The sequence below is a fragment of the Paenibacillus sp. JCM 18996 genome, assembly GCF_055392555.1.
The window spans coordinates 3,886,775-3,901,506 of sequence record NZ_AP043884.1; the positions used below are offsets into that span (position 1 = coordinate 3,886,775).

Annotated in this window: 14 protein-coding genes, 1 pseudogene and 1 riboswitch; of the genes and pseudogenes, 10 read left to right on the forward strand and 5 right to left on the reverse strand. The window is 50.3% G+C overall.

All coding sequences use genetic code 11. The features are described from left to right. Positions 1-50: 50 nt before the first annotated feature. Entirely contained in the window at positions 51-947 is an 897-nt protein-coding gene (locus tag ACZ5N7_RS19240; RefSeq protein ID WP_464656198.1) for a LysR family transcriptional regulator, read from the reverse strand. A gap of 241 nt (positions 948-1,188) precedes the next feature. Here ACZ5N7_RS19240 and ACZ5N7_RS19245 point away from each other — a divergent pair, with 241 nt between their 5' ends. From ACZ5N7_RS19245 to ACZ5N7_RS19265, 5 genes and pseudogenes are all read left to right on the forward strand, one after another. Further along, on the forward strand, positions 1,189-1,845 hold the full coding sequence (locus tag ACZ5N7_RS19245; RefSeq protein ID WP_464656200.1) for a succinate dehydrogenase cytochrome b558 subunit: 657 nt from the start codon (positions 1,189-1,191) through the stop codon (positions 1,843-1,845). A gap of 15 nt (positions 1,846-1,860) precedes the next feature. After that, complete coding sequence (sdhA, locus tag ACZ5N7_RS19250; protein WP_464656202.1) at positions 1,861-3,621, forward strand: succinate dehydrogenase flavoprotein subunit; 1,761 nt, start codon at positions 1,861-1,863, stop codon at positions 3,619-3,621. Between the two features lie 2 nt (positions 3,622-3,623). Continuing rightward, positions 3,624-4,388, forward strand: coding sequence for a succinate dehydrogenase iron-sulfur subunit (gene sdhB / locus ACZ5N7_RS19255; RefSeq protein ID WP_464656204.1), 765 nt, complete (start codon positions 3,624-3,626; stop codon positions 4,386-4,388). A gap of 141 nt (positions 4,389-4,529) precedes the next feature. Further along, entirely contained in the window at positions 4,530-5,048 is a 519-nt protein-coding gene (locus ACZ5N7_RS19260) for a DinB family protein (RefSeq protein WP_464656206.1), read from the forward strand. Positions 5,049-5,122: 74 nt separating this feature from the next. Then, positions 5,123-5,269 (forward strand): annotated as a pseudogene (locus ACZ5N7_RS19265) (MOSC domain-containing protein); the annotation flags it as partial. Positions 5,270-5,534: 265 nt separating this feature from the next. On the opposite strand, the gene ACZ5N7_RS19270 reads toward ACZ5N7_RS19265, so the two are convergent. Then, positions 5,535-5,675, reverse strand: coding sequence for a hypothetical protein (locus ACZ5N7_RS19270; RefSeq protein WP_464656208.1), 141 nt, complete (start codon positions 5,673-5,675; stop codon positions 5,535-5,537). Positions 5,676-5,985: 310 nt separating this feature from the next. Further along, positions 5,986-6,981, reverse strand: coding sequence for a cation diffusion facilitator family transporter (locus ACZ5N7_RS19275; RefSeq protein WP_464656210.1), 996 nt, complete (start codon positions 6,979-6,981; stop codon positions 5,986-5,988). A gap of 199 nt (positions 6,982-7,180) precedes the next feature. Between ACZ5N7_RS19275 and ACZ5N7_RS19280 the strand changes: the two genes are divergently transcribed. Both ACZ5N7_RS19280 and ACZ5N7_RS19285 read left to right on the forward strand, forming a co-directional pair. Then, positions 7,181-7,462, forward strand: coding sequence for an autorepressor SdpR family transcription factor (locus tag ACZ5N7_RS19280; RefSeq protein ID WP_464656212.1), 282 nt, complete (start codon positions 7,181-7,183; stop codon positions 7,460-7,462). Next, complete coding sequence (locus ACZ5N7_RS19285; protein WP_464656214.1) at positions 7,459-8,100, forward strand: SdpI family protein; 642 nt, start codon at positions 7,459-7,461, stop codon at positions 8,098-8,100. Before ACZ5N7_RS19280 ends, ACZ5N7_RS19285 begins: the two co-directional genes overlap by 4 nt. A 205-nt stretch (positions 8,101-8,305) precedes the next feature. Here the strand turns inward: ACZ5N7_RS19285 and ACZ5N7_RS19290 are convergent, their stop codons facing one another. Beyond that, positions 8,306-9,112 (reverse strand): histidinol-phosphatase, encoded by an 807-nt coding sequence (locus tag ACZ5N7_RS19290; protein WP_464656216.1) that lies wholly within the window; start codon positions 9,110-9,112, stop codon positions 8,306-8,308. A 70-nt stretch (positions 9,113-9,182) separates the two neighbouring features. Next, the gene (locus ACZ5N7_RS19295) at positions 9,183-10,085 is read right to left on the reverse strand and encodes a LysR family transcriptional regulator (protein WP_464656218.1); all 903 of its coding nucleotides are present in this window, start codon (positions 10,083-10,085) and stop codon (positions 9,183-9,185) included. Positions 10,086-10,361: 276 nt separating this feature from the next. Here ACZ5N7_RS19295 and ACZ5N7_RS19300 point away from each other — a divergent pair, with 276 nt between their 5' ends. From ACZ5N7_RS19300 to thiC, 3 genes are all read left to right on the forward strand, one after another. Then, entirely contained in the window at positions 10,362-11,900 is a 1,539-nt protein-coding gene (locus tag ACZ5N7_RS19300) for an MDR family MFS transporter (protein ID WP_464656220.1), read from the forward strand. A 254-nt stretch (positions 11,901-12,154) separates the two neighbouring features. Further along, positions 12,155-12,382, forward strand: coding sequence for a hypothetical protein (locus ACZ5N7_RS19305; RefSeq protein WP_464656222.1), 228 nt, complete (start codon positions 12,155-12,157; stop codon positions 12,380-12,382). 241 nt (positions 12,383-12,623) lie between these two features. Continuing rightward, positions 12,624-12,733: riboswitch (TPP riboswitch) on the forward strand. A gap of 205 nt (positions 12,734-12,938) precedes the next feature. Beyond that, positions 12,939-14,720, forward strand: a complete 1,782-nt coding sequence (gene thiC / locus ACZ5N7_RS19310) for a phosphomethylpyrimidine synthase ThiC (RefSeq protein WP_464656224.1) — start codon at positions 12,939-12,941, stop codon at positions 14,718-14,720. Positions 14,721-14,732: the final 12 nt, after the last annotated feature.

The following is a 14,732-nucleotide window of genomic DNA, read 5'->3' on the forward strand; positions in this document are numbered from 1 at the left end:
CACGCTTCTGAACCGGGCGAAGAAGATGAGAACGTCCTAAACAATTACGGTTACCTGGCGGTGCTGAAATGCCGCCTTGCTTTGTCCACAAACTGGCGCGCCGCTTCGTTCAGGGCCGTTGTTTCGTTAAAGATGAGCGAGGTCGTCCGCTTGGCGGATTCCAGCTCCGGTATGCTGCGCACGACCAGACGGTTCTCTTCCAGCATATCCTGCCGGACATACGATTTGGGCAGCAGAGTGGCTGCCTGGCAGGTCGAAACGAGACGGATAATCGCTTCGAACGAATCGATCTCCATTTTGACGTCGGGAAAAATGGCTGTGCGCATGAACAGCTCGTCTGTCAGCACGCGGTACCAAGTGCCTTTGGAGAAAAGGATCATGGACAGCTCATGCAGATCGCTCATTTCTATCGCTTTTTTTTGCGCATGGGGGTGGCCTTCCGGGAGCACCAGGCAGAGATGGTCGTCAAATAAAGGCATGCAGACCAGGCCGGGATGGTCGATAGTGGAGGCGAGCAGGCCGACATCCACCTTTTTCTCTTTTACCATTGAGACGACTTCATGCGTTTTGCCGGTCAACACTTTAATGTCCGTATGAGGGGTCTCCGATGTGTAAACCGTTACAAGGTCGGGAAGAGTAGATTGCAGAGTGGTCAGCGAAGCGCCCAGGATGAAGGACCGGTTCGTTTTGGCCAGTTTATATTCATTGATGGATTGGAGAAAATTGCGCTGCATCCGGCGCGACTCTACGGCGAATTCGTAGCACAGCTCCCCGACCCGGGTGAGGATCAGCTTCTTGCCTTTGCGTTCGAACAGCTCTACGCCCAGTTCTTCTTCCAGCTTCCTTATTTTTCTCGAGAGGGCAGGCTGCGATAAATTCAAGATGGCTGAGGCTTTGTTTAAGCTTTCATGCTCGACTACGGTTGCGAATACGTTCAAATTTTCCATGCAGTTATTCTCCTTATGATCATTCGTTATAAGTAATTATACTAAATAAGCACTTCCATTATAAGCTACATAGAGGTACGATATTAATGTCACTCGTTGTTCACAATTGGCAAAGCTTACATTTTTGTCGAAATTATGAAGATTGGCGCAGAAGCTGCATTGACGCTTGTCTTAACGGGGAGTACAATGAATCATGGTTTTAACAGGCGTTTTATAATCAAGAGGAGGGAATCCATAAGAGATGGCTGCAAATTCTTATTATTACCGCAAGCTTCACTCTTTGCTGGGTGTAATTCCGGTAGGCGCTTTTCTGGTCGAGCATTTATTGACGAATTACTCCGCGCGCAAAGGGCCAGAGGGTTTCACCGAGGCCGTTAACTTTTTGAACGGGCTGCCGCTGGTGTTCTTCCTGGAATTGTTTGGAATCTGGCTTCCGCTGCTGTACCATGGCGTCTACGGATTGTACGTCGCTTATACGGCGCGCAACAACGTCACCAACTTCAGCTATTTCCGCAATCAAATGTTTATGCTTCAGCGTGTGACGGGGGTCATTACGTTTATTTTCGTTGTATGGCATGTGTTCCAGACCCGCCTTCAGGTGGCGCTCGGCACTACTACCCACGCAGGGCTGGGCTTAACGATGCATGACATCGCCTCCAATCCGGTGTACTTCGTGCTTTACTGCATAGGTATTCTGTCGGCTACTTTCCATTTTAGCAACGGAATGTGGTCTTTCCTCGTTTCCTGGGGCGTCACTGTGGGACCCCGCGCTCAGCGCATTTCCAGCTATATCTGGATGGGCGTGTTCGTGATCATGGCGGTTATGTTTATCCTGTCTTTGACCGCGTTCATCGATCCTTCTTTTGCAAATACAACAGCTATGAATATAAAAGGGTAAAGGGTGTGAACAACAATGGCTAATTCAAAAGTGATCGTAGTAGGCGGAGGCCTTGCGGGCCTGATGTCTACCATTAAAGCTGCGGAAGCCGGGGTTCACGTGGAGCTCTTCTCCCTGGTCCCGGTCAAAAGATCCCACTCCGTCTGCGCGCAGGGCGGCATTAACGGAGCGGTCAACACCAAAGGCGAGGGCGACTCTCCTTGGGAGCATTTTGACGATACGGTTTACGGAGGCGACTTCCTGGCCAACCAACCGCCGGTAAAAGCGCTGTGCGACGCGGCTCCCGGCATCATCCACCTGATGGACCGGATGGGCGTTATGTTCAACCGTACTCCGGAAGGACTGCTCGATTTCCGCCGTTTCGGGGGAACGAAGTATCACCGTACTGCGTTTGCCGGAGCGACTACAGGACAGCAGCTGCTGTATGCGCTCGATGAGCAGGTCCGCCGTTGGGAGACCGCCGGTCTGGTGACCAAGCGCGAGCATTGGGAGTTTCTGGGCGCGATCATCGACGACGACGGCGTTTGCCGCGGAGTATCCGCGCAGGATTTGCGCAGCATGGAAATTCATACTTTCTCTTCCGATGCGGTCATTTTGGCGACAGGCGGCCCCGGCATTATTTTCGGCAAATCGACCAACTCGGTGATCAATACGGGTACAGCGGCTTCCGCAGTTTACCAGCAGGGTGTTTACTACGCGAACGGAGAATTCATTCAGATTCACCCTACGGCCATTCCCGGAGACGACAAGCTGCGCTTGATGTCCGAATCGGCGCGCGGTGAGGGCGGACGGATCTGGACCTATAAAGACGGCAAGCCTTGGTACTTCCTTGAAGAAAAATACCCCGCATACGGAAACCTCGTACCCCGTGACATCGCAACCCGTGAGATTTTCTCGGTCTGTATAGACCAGAAGCTCGGAATCAACGGCGAGAACATGGTGTATCTCGATCTTTCCCATAAGGATCCGAAGGAACTGGATGTGAAGCTGGGCGGGATTATCGAAATCTATGAGAAATTCATGGGCGACGATCCGCGTAAAATTCCGATGAAAATCTTCCCTGCGGTCCATTACTCGATGGGCGGCATGTGGGTAGATTACAACCAGATGACCAATATTCCGGGACTGTTCGCTGCCGGAGAATGCGAATACCAATACCATGGCGCGAACCGTTTGGGTGCGAACTCGCTTGTTTCTGCGATTTACGGAGGCATGGTGGCCGGACCGAAAGTGGCCGAGTATATCAAAGGGTTGGATAAACATGCGGAAGACATCTCTTCCTCGGTGTTTGACAGAGAGAAGAAGAGACAAACCGATAAATACGAAGGCCTGCTGGCAATGGACAAAGGCTCCGAGAACGCCTATGTTATCCATAAAGAGCTGGGCGAGTGGATGAACAACAATATGACGGTCGTACGCTTCAATGACAAGCTCCAGCTGACACTGGACAAGATCCAGGAGCTGAAGCAAAGATACGGCAATATTTCCATGACGGATACTGCCCGCTGGAACAATCAAGGCGTAGCGTTTACCCGCCAGCTGTGGAATATGCTTGAATTGGCGCAAGCGATGACAAAGGGCGCTTTGCTGCGGAATGAAAGCCGAGGAGCGCACTACAAGCCGGAATTCCCTGAACGCGATGATGAGAACTTCCTGAAGACGACCAAAGCCAAATGGACTCCGGACGGTCCGCAAATCAGCTATGAAGATGTGGATGTTTCTTTGATCCCGCCTCGCAAGCGCGACTATACAACAGACAAGAAAGGAGGTCATTAATCATGGCTGAAGCACAAACAGCGAACAGAACTGTAAAGTTTGTGGTCACACGTCAAGATTCTCCTGAAACCAAGCCTTACACCGAAGAATTTGAACTTGCCTACCGTCCCAATATGAACGTCATTTCCGCATTGATGGAAATTCAACGGAATCCCAAGACTGCGAGCGGCAGCAAGACGACTCCGGTGTGCTGGGAATCCAACTGTCTTGAGGAAGTGTGCGGCGCCTGCTCCATGGTGATCAACGGCAGGCCGCGCCAGGCTTGTACCGCACTGATCGATAAGCTGGAGCAGCCGGTCCGCATCGCCCCGATGAGCACCTTCCCTGTCGTCCGCGACCTTGTCATCGACCGGAGCAGAATGTTCAACGCTTTGAAGAAAGTGAAAGCCTGGATTCCAATCGACGGTACCTACGATCTCGGTCCCGGACCAAGAATGGCCGAGTCCAAACGGCAGTGGGCTTACGAACTGTCCAAATGTATGACCTGCGGCGTTTGCCTGGAAGCCTGCCCGAACGTAAACGAGAAAACCTCGTTCATCGGGCCTGCGGCAATCTCGCAAGTGCGCTTGTTCAATGCTCACCCGACGGGCGAGATGAACAAGGAAGAGCGTCTGGACGCACTGATGGAAGACGGCGGCATCGAGGGCTGCGGCAACTCGCAAAACTGCGTACGCTCCTGTCCGAAGGGTATTCCTTTGACAACTTCCATTGCCGCAATGAACAAAGATACAACAAAACATCTGTTCAAAAAATGGCTCGGAATGTAATATAGATCAGAGAAGCCTCAGACTGTCGAATGTAATAAACATCAAAGAAGCCTCAGACCGCCCAATGTAATAAACATCAAAGAAGCCGCAGACTTTTAGTGTCTGCGGCTTTTCTTAAACTGAAAGGAGCCTCGTATCCATATGAAGAAGAGACCGCAATCAGGAACCGATTATTCGCCGCAATTTGAAGCTTACGTCAGCAAAATGCCGGAGGGGGAGCTGCCGGATATTCTCATCGAGCAGTCCAGGGAAACGGTGAATCTCTTCCTGGGCTTGACGCATGAGCAGGCCAATCACCGGTACGCGCCGGATAAATGGAGCGTCAAAGAAGTGCTCGGGCACATGGCGGATACGGAGCGTGTGATGAGCTACCGTCTCCTGCGTATTGCGCGCGGCGATCAAACGCCTCTGGCGGGTTTTGAAGAGAACCTGTTCGTGAACGGGGCGGATTTCGGCAGACTCTCGTTAGAGGAGCTGTTGCAGAATTACGAAGCGGTGCGTCAAGCTACGTTGACTTTGATAAAAGGCATGCCGGAAGAAGCCTGGACACGCCGCGGCTTCGCCAATGGCCATGAAATTACCGCACAGGCGCTTGCGTTCATTATTGCCGGCCATGAGCTGCACCACAAGCAGATCGTTCAGGAGCGGTACTTATCGTAACAGCACCGTGGGGCCAACTCCCTATTTTTTACAGGACGTGGGTCAGCCTCAAAAGATGGTGACATACGAGCGGCATCAACAAGCTGCCGTCTTCGGAGCCGCTGTTTCTTACGGCAACCGGCTTCATCGGGGACGGCCAGGCGGATGTGAAGCATCACGGAGGAAAGGACAAGGCGGTATGTGTGTATTGTGCTGAGCACTATCCCTATTGGCGGCAAGAACGAATATATTTAACGAGAAAGAAAAACCGCCTGCCGGGCTTTACAAAGTGCAGGTCACTTTGCAAAGCCCGGCAGGCGGTTAATTTTTTGTGCTTTGCATATATTCGACTTTAGTCATCGTTGCATCATGATCCTGTTCAATCAACTTCATCCTTCGATTCATCTTCTTTAAGTTTACACTGGTTTCCGAATGAAAAATGTGTAGCGTTTCCTTTACCTCTTTGACTTCATCGGCTAGCTGATCGATTTTGGCATTACTGGCTGCCTACATCTCGAAGAGCTGATCGATTTTGGCATTGCTGGCCGTCTGCATCTCGTACAGTTCCTCAAGTTTCGCATTATTTGTTGCTTGCATTTTTATAAGGCTGGTTATCATCTCTTCTATGCGATGCAATGAATCGGACATTTTGACAGCCTCCAGAAGACAGGATAGGCACATTATATCAAATTTGGTGCGGCATGGCACGGCAGCCACTTCAACCCTGAACACCCCACAGACTAACAGGAAAAGCTCCTGCTAATCTTGCCCGGATGCGCTCTTGTGGATCCTTTTGCGGGAATAGCTCCAGTTAATTTTGCAGAAAATGCTTTTTGTGTAGTCAACGTGCCGATTTACATGGACAAATTCCCGTTAAATCAGATATGTAAATGTAAAAAAAGTAGATTAGATGGAGCTTTTCCTGCAACTTGATGCGAAACCGTACGCTCTGCGTACTTTAGTTCGATTTAGCAAAGCGTGTTGTTCCCACCAAGTCCTTTTCCTCAACTTCCTGCTGTTTCTCCTCTTCCTGCTTGCGCAAAAACTCCCTTCCGTACTCCCCGTGCGGATGAATGTTTGCGTGCTCCATCTGGATGGTGGAATGCCCGATACCGTATTTTTGCGTCAGCACTTCGTTGATTGCCAGGATAATGCAGAACGGCTGGATTTTTTCATCGACAAATACGTGCGCGGTCAAGGAATAGTGATCGGACGAAACAGCCCATAGATGCATCTCGTGCACGTCCTCCACACCCTCGACTTCTCCTATAGCTGCGCGGATTTCATCAAGGTTAAAATGGGCGGGAACGGACTCCATCAGAATCAGATAGGATTCTTTAAGGATTTTGATGCCCCCGGTGAAAATGATGCCTCCAATTACGATCGAGACAAGAGGATCGAAGAACTGCAAACCTGTAAAATAAATAACGATCGCCGACACGATAACTCCGACAGAGCTGAGCAGATCGCCGAAAAAGTGCCACAGCGCGCTCTGCACATTGAGATTCTCTTCTTCTTTCATAGAACGGCTCAGCACTATAGTAAGCACCAGATTGACGACAAAGCCGATGGAGGAGATCGTCAGCATCAGGCCCAGTTCAATCGGCTGGGGCGAAATAAAGCGCAAGATTCCTTCAATGAAAATACCTATGGCGATAATCGCCAGCGCCAGCCCGTTGAGGAAGGAAGCGACAATTTCAAACCGGAGGTACCCGAATGTGTACCGGGCATTGGGAGGCCATGAAGCCATATAGATGGCGAACATGCTCAGTCCTAAAGCGATGACATCGGATATCATGTGGGCGGAATCGGACAGCAGAGCCAAAGAATTCGAAAGCAAGCCGCCGACAATTTCCACTATAGTGAAGAATAGAGTAATAAGAAGTGTGGTCCACAACGTTTTCTTGGACCTGCTTTGTTCCTTTACATGAGATAGGTGGTGGTAATCGTACATATGCAGCCTGCTCTCCGTTAATTTTGAAAAGGATTATGCCCTGAATTATACGATACCTCGCAGCCTCCCTGCAAATGAGTGATAATTATTTTTTTGTCTCGAACCGTTGACGGATGCAAAAATATATGGTTAAATTTATACAATTAGAAATTTAACTAAATATAAAACTTGATCTCGTTTGCAAGAGAAGGAGGGGGCCATGTCCTTACAGCTCGTGTTTAAAGCATTGTCGGACCCGACGCGAAGAAAAATACTCGATCTGCTCAAGGAACGGGATTTGACTGCTGGGGAAATCGCGGATCATTTTCAAATGACGAAGCCCAGCATCTCCAATCACTTGAATTTGCTCAAGCAGGCGGAGCTGGTATGGGACGAAAGGAAGGGGCAGCACATTATGTATTCTTTGAATACGACGATTTTTCAGGATGTGATGAAGTGGGCTATGCAGTATTATCAAACAGAAGGGAAGGAAACGAAATGAGAAAATACGGAATACCTCTGATTCTGCTTTTGGCGGCGGCAGTGATTTCCTTGTGGAGCTACCCGAAGCTTCCTGATAATGTAGCCACCCACTGGGGAATGAATATGCAGCCCAACGGCTATTCACCGCGCTGGCAGGCGGTTCTGATTATGCCGGTGACGATGATCGCGATCTATCTGGTTTTTGTACTGATCCCTGTGCTCGATCCCAAGAAAGGCAATTACGCCAGATTCAAGTCCGGGCTGGACACGGTGATGAACGGGACGCTGTTGCTGCTGTTAATCGGCCATACCACCATCATCGCTTACGGATTGGGCTATCCAGTGGACGTGTCCACCATCATGGCAGTTACGGTGGGCTTGCTGTTTGTGCTCATAGGCAATGTCATGCCCCGTTTCCAGGCGAACTATTTCGTCGGTGTCCGCACTCCGTGGACTCTGGCGAACGAAGAAGTATGGAGAAAGACCCATCATCTTGGCGGCTGGAGCTTTGTGCTCGGCGGGCTTGCCGTTATCTGCACCGCGTTCCTCGGCGCCGCCGTCCAGTTTACGGCGATTGTTTCCGTAGCCCTGTTGACAGCAATCATAACCCTGGCAGGATCAAACTATTATTATAAACGGGAAACACGCGGGAATTAGGATTCGTGAACCGTTTCCATTTTTGTTACACAAATGAAATGTTTCTGTTATGGTTCCATAATATTGATCGGGTACTATAATAACCAAGACCCCCTTTTTAATATATAAACCTTGCAGGACCTGCCCGTTGCAGGTCCACTTTTTTTGCCCCGGAAACAAAAAAACCGCCCTAAGGCGGTCTCCTGACGATGTGCAGCGTCAATGTCTACAAATCCACAAAAATTCTTTCCTTCTGTTTAAAATAAACCCATTGCTTGAAGCCCAGCTCTTTCAGCTTGCTTCGCACTTCTTCGAATTCGTCGCCGACGCGGCTTGGCTTGTGGGAATCCGAACCGAACGTCACCTGCACTCCATAATGCCTCGCCTGCTCAAGCATGATATGGGAAGGATACCAGCCGCCAACGGTTTTTGTTTTGCCGGAGGTATTGATTTCAATTGCGATGTCGCAGTCGGCAATGACTTTCAGAGTCTTCTCCACGATATCGGTTTGAATATCCGAAAACTCGGGATAGAAGCCCTTCATCGCGTCGATATGGCCTAGAATCTGGAACATGCCGCTGTGCGCGGATTGCTGGATGAGATCGTAATAAATCTCTTTCTGCCGGACCTTCTGCTCCTCGTTCAATCCGTTCCAGCGCTTCTTGTTGAAAATGCTTACTCCGTCCGTCTGATGGACCGAGCCGATGATATAATCGAAAGGATAACGCTCATAGATGTCTTTGTACGCCTGGATGTGCTCCGGGAAAAAATCGGACTCCACACCAAGCAGCACGTCGATTGTTCCTTCGTACTTTTTTTTCAGGCGGAGCACTTCGTCGATATAGTTCGGAAAGTCGCTCTTGGCCATGGCGATTAGCGGATGCAGCTGATCCTCGTCGCTTGCGAAATAAGGCGAATGGTCGGAAATTCCGATCGCCTTGAGGCCCGCTTCAATGCCTGCGCGAACATAATCCTCGATGTCGCCTTCGGCGTGGCCGCATCTTCTGTGGTGGGTATGCAGATCAAATTTCATGGGAACCTCCTCTCCTGGGCAGCAATGGATAATAAAACTATTTTAACCGAAAACGTCTGATTGAACCACCTTATTCCGAACCGAGGAACTGGTATTCCTGCATGCCCATCAGATCGTTCAGGAACTGCTGCATGGCGGAGTTGAGATAACGTCCGGATTTGTAAATGACGCCTACCGGGTGGGAGGTCTCGAGATCGGCGACCTGGATCATCTTCAAGGACCCGAGGCGAAGCTCGACCGAAATGGAAAGCTTGGAGATCACGGCCGCGCCCAGATTGAGCTCCACCATGCGCTTAACTTCTTCCGAGGAAGAGAGCTCCATCACGATCTTGGGCACGATTCCATGCTTTTGCAGCACATTATCGATAAATCTTCTTCCTGCCGTTTCGGGGGAAAGCATGATCAGAGGTATATTCCGCAGCATTTCCACGGCAATCCTGTCGTACTTGGCTAAAGGATGCTCAGGAGACACAACAAGCTCGAAGGTGTCGTAATACAGGGCTGCCGTCTGCAGGGAAGAGCTCTTGTCGAACAAGTAGGTAATGCCAAGGTCGATCGTGCCGTTCTCCACGGCGTACATAATTTCCGATGTCGTCATGGAATGGATGCTCGTCTTGATCATAGGATATTGGTTCTGGAAATAAGACAGCACCCGCGGAAGAATCTGCATCGCAATCGAGGTGGTCGTCCCCAGATGGATATGCCCCTGAGGGGCCTGGTTCAGGTCGGCCAGCCGCTGCTTCAAATCTTCCACCGTCTGTAAAATAATCTGGGCGTGGGTCAGAAACAGCTTGCCGCTTTCCGTCAAGGTAACCGGTTGGTTGCGGTCGATCAGCACTGTCTGGAATTCGTCCTCAAGGCTCTTCATTTGGGCCGATACTGCGGGCTGCGTCAGATTGAGCAGCTCTCCCGCTTTGCGGAAGCTCATCGTTTTGGATATCGTCAGCAGTGTTTCCAATTGGCTAATGTTCAAAGTCGACCCTCCAGAATAGATAATTTCTATATAAAGTCATGGTACATATAAAATTTATTTTTCAATAAAACTATTATATGATACGCTGTCACGGCCTTGCAATAGCCGGGAATAACGGAGGAGGCCGGATATCGCAGACAAAGCCGGACGCAGTAAGGCGAAAGCTGCAAGATGAAAATTTTGTAAAATACACGGGCGGATATTGTGTACAGTTCAAGTTTAAATATAGAATAATGAAATGCACTTTAATTTGAAATATGAAATGAGGGGACTAGTTTGAGCGCCACTTCAAATGTTAGATTAACGGTCATCGGATTGGCCATGGGTTTGCTTCTGGCTGCGCTGGACCAAACGATCGTATCGACGGCGATGCCTACGATTATCTCCAAGCTGGGAGGGCTCGATTATTTTGTGTGGGTGTATTCCTCCTACCTGATCGCGAACGTCGTTTCCATGCCGATCTTCGGAAGGCTGTCCGATATGTACGGCAGGAAGCTGTTCTTTTTGCTCGGCATTACCGTATTTATGGCCGGTTCCGCGCTGTGCGGCACATCGGGCAACATGACGCAGCTGATAGTTTACCGCGCGATCCAGGGGATCGGCGGCGGCGCATTGATGCCGATTACGTTTGCGATTATTTTCGATCTCTTCCCGCCCGAGAAGCGCGGCAAGATGCAGGGACTGTTCGGCGCGGTATTCGGCCTTTCCAGCGTATTCGGACCGATTGCAGGCGCGTATTTCACCGACCATTGGACCTGGAATTGGATTTTCTATATCAATCTTCCGCTGGGCGTCGTCTCCTTCTTCCTGATCGCCATGGCCTACAAGGAAGGTGTGGAAAGAAGAAAACAGAAGATCGACTGGTTTGGAACGGTAACAATGATGGGGGCGGTGCTGCTGCTGATGTTCGCCCTGGAGTTCGGCGGCAAAACCGTCGGCGGGGTAAACTTCGAATGGAGTTCGGTCAGCGAGCTGTCTCTTTTCGCGGGTAGCATCGTTTTTCTGGCTCTTTTCCTGTGGATCGAAACCAAGGTGGAGTCGCCGATCATTCCGCTCGGCTTGTTTAAAAACCGGCTCTTCACTTCCTCGATGGGTGCGAGCTTCTTTTACGGCGTGCTGCTGCTCGCCGCGGCTTCTTACATACCGCTGTTTATCCAAGGGGTGTATGAAGGCTCGGCGACCAATGCGGGCATCGTGATGACTCCTATGATGCTTGGCGTCGTGGTAAGCTCCACTTTAGGCGGGCGGTTTATCGGAAAAACCTCCTACCGCAATATTATGCTGGTTTCCGCCGTTCTTGTCCTGCTCTCGAGCCTGCTGCTGTCCGGCATCTCCGTAAACACTTCCCGTACGCTGGTCACGTTTTATATGGTGCTTATGGGTCTGGGCGTCGGCGCTTCTTTTCCTGTCATCTCGGTTTCCGCCCTGCATAAAATCGAATTCCGCGAGAGGGGTATCGTCACTTCGTTGGTCAGCTTTTTCCGGACGATCGGCTCAGCTGTAGGAATTATTATTCTCGGCACGGTCCAAAGCTCGTATCTGAAATCGAAGCTGTCGAAGCTCGCCCCGAATCCGCGGTTCGAGAATCTTAATGCGAATGCTTTACTGCAGCCTGAAGTAAGAAAAATGATACCGAAGGAAATCCTGGATCAAATTACGGCGGCTTTGGCGGACTCCATCGCCCATGTGTTTGTATGGTCTCTCGTTATGGCTGTGGCTGCGCTGCTGTTTATCCTGTTTATGGGAAAAGCCAAGGAACAGCTGCCGGCCAAGGCTGCCGAAAGGAAGACTGTCGGCGCGAAGCAGGGAGTTTAGCTTTTTTGAACGTCCGGTTTTGGGCGAGCTTTTCTGTGTAAAGATGCCTCTATTTTGGGCAAACAGTCTTTTTACCCATTGAGGCCTTCGAGCAGTTCGGCGATTTTCATCGTTAGCAATTGGCCTTGAGGTTTCGTTACAGGTTTGCAAAAGCCCGCTTAAGAGACGTATTCTCGAAGGTTTTTTGGGCGCAACAATAAATGAGTTAGGCATATGCTGAAGAGAATTCTAGATATTGAAAGGAGGAAAAGGCTTTGGCCTATCCTTATTATTCATATCCAACGTATTCTCTTCCGCACAATTTAAAGTATGAAACTTTAACAGTGGTTGAGCCTTGGGTTAGACACGGTTTACAAGAAGCCTATGCTATATCGACTGAACATGCTTTAAGAGAAGCAACTGCAATCACCTATTTAGTGGGAAAAGGTTATAATCCCGCAGTAGCTCATCAAATCGTGGAGTCCTGGTGGCATGCTCAGTAAAAAAGAGCGCCCAAGCAATTCCAAGCACCCTGAAGGGTGCTTTTTCATTTGTGCAAAACCTGGCATAAACATCGGAGCCGAGTGATCATGGATTCTTGTCCAGGTGCCGCAATATTTGAGAGAAGCCAGATTGTTGAAAATTAGAATGACCGGTCTTTGCTGGCAGCAGCTGTTTTTTCTGAACGAAAACAGGTTGTCAATTCCAAAAATATACTGTATTGTATTAATCAACGACAACAACATATCGCGCACCGGGTGCTTGATGAAGTCAGGCTGAGATAATGACCTTATGTCATTGACCGGAAATCTGATCTGGGTAATGCCAGCGTAGAGAATAGCATGTGACATCAAACCGTCCGGTTATTCGTGGCGGTTTTTTTTGCTCCTCTGGCACCCCTTTGTTGTCCCGTTAACCAAATAGGCAACGCCAGCGGAGGAAAGCCTCAGCCTTTGTGTACACAAAGACCGCTTCTTTTCCGCCCGCGGTCTTTTTTAGCTGCGTGCGCAGAGGAATCTCCGCTTGTACCAATTCATTTATACCGAGGAGGAAATGAAAATGGCAAGCGAAATCAAATCAAATGAAAGCATCTCAGAGCCGACGGCTTTTCCGGGCAGCAAGAAGGTCTATGTCCAAGGTTCGCGCTCTGACATTCAAGTTCCCATGCGTGAAATCGCCCTGTCTTCGACAACCGGTGCGAGCGGCGAGCAAGCCAACCCGCCTGTAAGGGTCTATGACAGCAGCGGTCCTTACACGGATACGGGTGTTCAAACGGATATCCGCGCAGGCCTGCCTGCGAACCGTCGGGCATGGATCCTGGAACGCGGCGATGTGGAAGAAATTACAGGTAGAACGGTCAAGCCCGAGGACAACGGATATGTGAACGAGGCCTCGGTAAATCAGGTGGAAATCTTTCCCGGTCCGAACCGCCGGACATTGCAGGCCAAAAGCGGAGCCAATGTCACGCAAATGCACTATGCGAGAAAAGGGATCGTTACCCCGGAGATGGAATATATCGCGATTCGGGAAAATGTGTCCCCTGACTTCGTGCGCAGCGAGGTTGCGTCGGGACGTGCGATTATTCCGTCAAATATCAACCATCCGGAAAGCGAGCCTATGATCATCGGCCGGAATTTCCTGGTCAAAATCAACGCCAATATCGGTAATTCCGCCGTTGCTTCCTCTATTGACGAAGAGGTCGAAAAAATGCGGTGGGCTGCCCGTTGGGGTGCGGATACCATTATGGACTTGTCCACGGGAAAAAATATACACACAACGCGCGAATGGATTATCCGCAACTCCCCGGTGCCTATCGGAACCGTACCGCTTTATCAGGCATTGGAAAAGGTTGGCGGCAAAGCCGAAGAGCTGAGCTGGGAAATTTACCGCGATACGCTGATAGAACAAGCCGAGCAGGGAGTGGATTATTTTACGATCCATGCCGGAGTTCTTCTGCGCTATGTGCCTTTGACGGCCAAGAGGGTGACGGGCATCGTCTCTCGCGGCGGTTCCATCATGGCGGCATGGTGTCTTGCCCACCATCAGGAAAACTTCCTTTACACTCATTTTGAAGAAATTTGTGAAATTATGAAATCGTATGATGTGGCTTTTTCGCTTGGGGATGGGCTGCGTCCCGGATCGATAGCGGATGCCAACGACGAGGCACAATTCGCGGAGCTGGATACATTGGGTGAATTGACCCAAATCGCCTGGAAGCATGATGTGCAGGTGATGATCGAGGGCCCGGGACATGTGCCCATGCATTTGATCAAAGAGAATGTGGACCGGCAGCTTGAAGTTTGCCAAGAGGCGCCGTTCTATACGCTCGGACCCCTTACGACGGATATCGCGCCCGGCTACGACCATATTACTTCGGCGATCGGCGCGGCCATGATCGGATGGTTCGGAACCGCCATGCTGTGCTACGTCACTCCTAAAGAGCACCTTGGCCTGCCGAACAAGAATGATGTCCGTGAGGGAGTTATTGCCTATAAAATCGCGGCTCACGCGGCCGATCTTGCCAAAGGCCATCCTGGAGCCCAGGAGAGGGACAACGCTCTGTCCAAAGCGCGGTTTGAATTCCGCTGGAGAGACCAGTTTAACCTGTCTTTGGACCCGGAAAGAGCGATCGAATACCATGACGAGACGCTGCCGGCGGAAGGAGCCAAAACGGCTCATTTCTGCTCGATGTGCGGACCGAAATTTTGCAGTATGAGAATCACTCAGGACATCCGGGAGTATGCGAAGCAGCAAGGGCTGCAAGATCAGGAGGCTATCGAAAAAGGGATGGAGCAAAAGGCGGCCGAGTTCAAGGATGCGGGCAGTGTGATTTATAAGTAAAAAAAAGATTTC

Coding starts and splice junctions, on each gene's coding strand:
- ACZ5N7_RS19270 (WP_464656208.1), bottom strand. CDS start 5,675: ATGTCCGATTCATTGCATCGCATAGAAGAGATGATAACCAGCCTTATA.
- ACZ5N7_RS19280 (WP_464656212.1), top strand. CDS start 7,181: ATGTCCTTACAGCTCGTGTTTAAAGCATTGTCGGACCCGACGCGAAGA.
- ACZ5N7_RS19245 (WP_464656200.1), top strand. CDS start 1,189: ATGGCTGCAAATTCTTATTATTACCGCAAGCTTCACTCTTTGCTGGGT.
- ACZ5N7_RS19275 (WP_464656210.1), bottom strand. CDS start 6,981: ATGTACGATTACCACCACCTATCTCATGTAAAGGAACAAAGCAGGTCC.
- thiC (WP_464656224.1), top strand. CDS start 12,939: ATGGCAAGCGAAATCAAATCAAATGAAAGCATCTCAGAGCCGACGGCT.
- ACZ5N7_RS19285 (WP_464656214.1), top strand. CDS start 7,459: ATGAGAAAATACGGAATACCTCTGATTCTGCTTTTGGCGGCGGCAGTG.
- ACZ5N7_RS19240 (WP_464656198.1), bottom strand. CDS start 947: ATGGAAAATTTGAACGTATTCGCAACCGTAGTCGAGCATGAAAGCTTA.
- sdhA (WP_464656202.1), top strand. CDS start 1,861: ATGGCTAATTCAAAAGTGATCGTAGTAGGCGGAGGCCTTGCGGGCCTG.
- ACZ5N7_RS19290 (WP_464656216.1), bottom strand. CDS start 9,112: ATGAAATTTGATCTGCATACCCACCACAGAAGATGCGGCCACGCCGAA.
- sdhB (WP_464656204.1), top strand. CDS start 3,624: ATGGCTGAAGCACAAACAGCGAACAGAACTGTAAAGTTTGTGGTCACA.
- ACZ5N7_RS19260 (WP_464656206.1), top strand. CDS start 4,530: ATGAAGAAGAGACCGCAATCAGGAACCGATTATTCGCCGCAATTTGAA.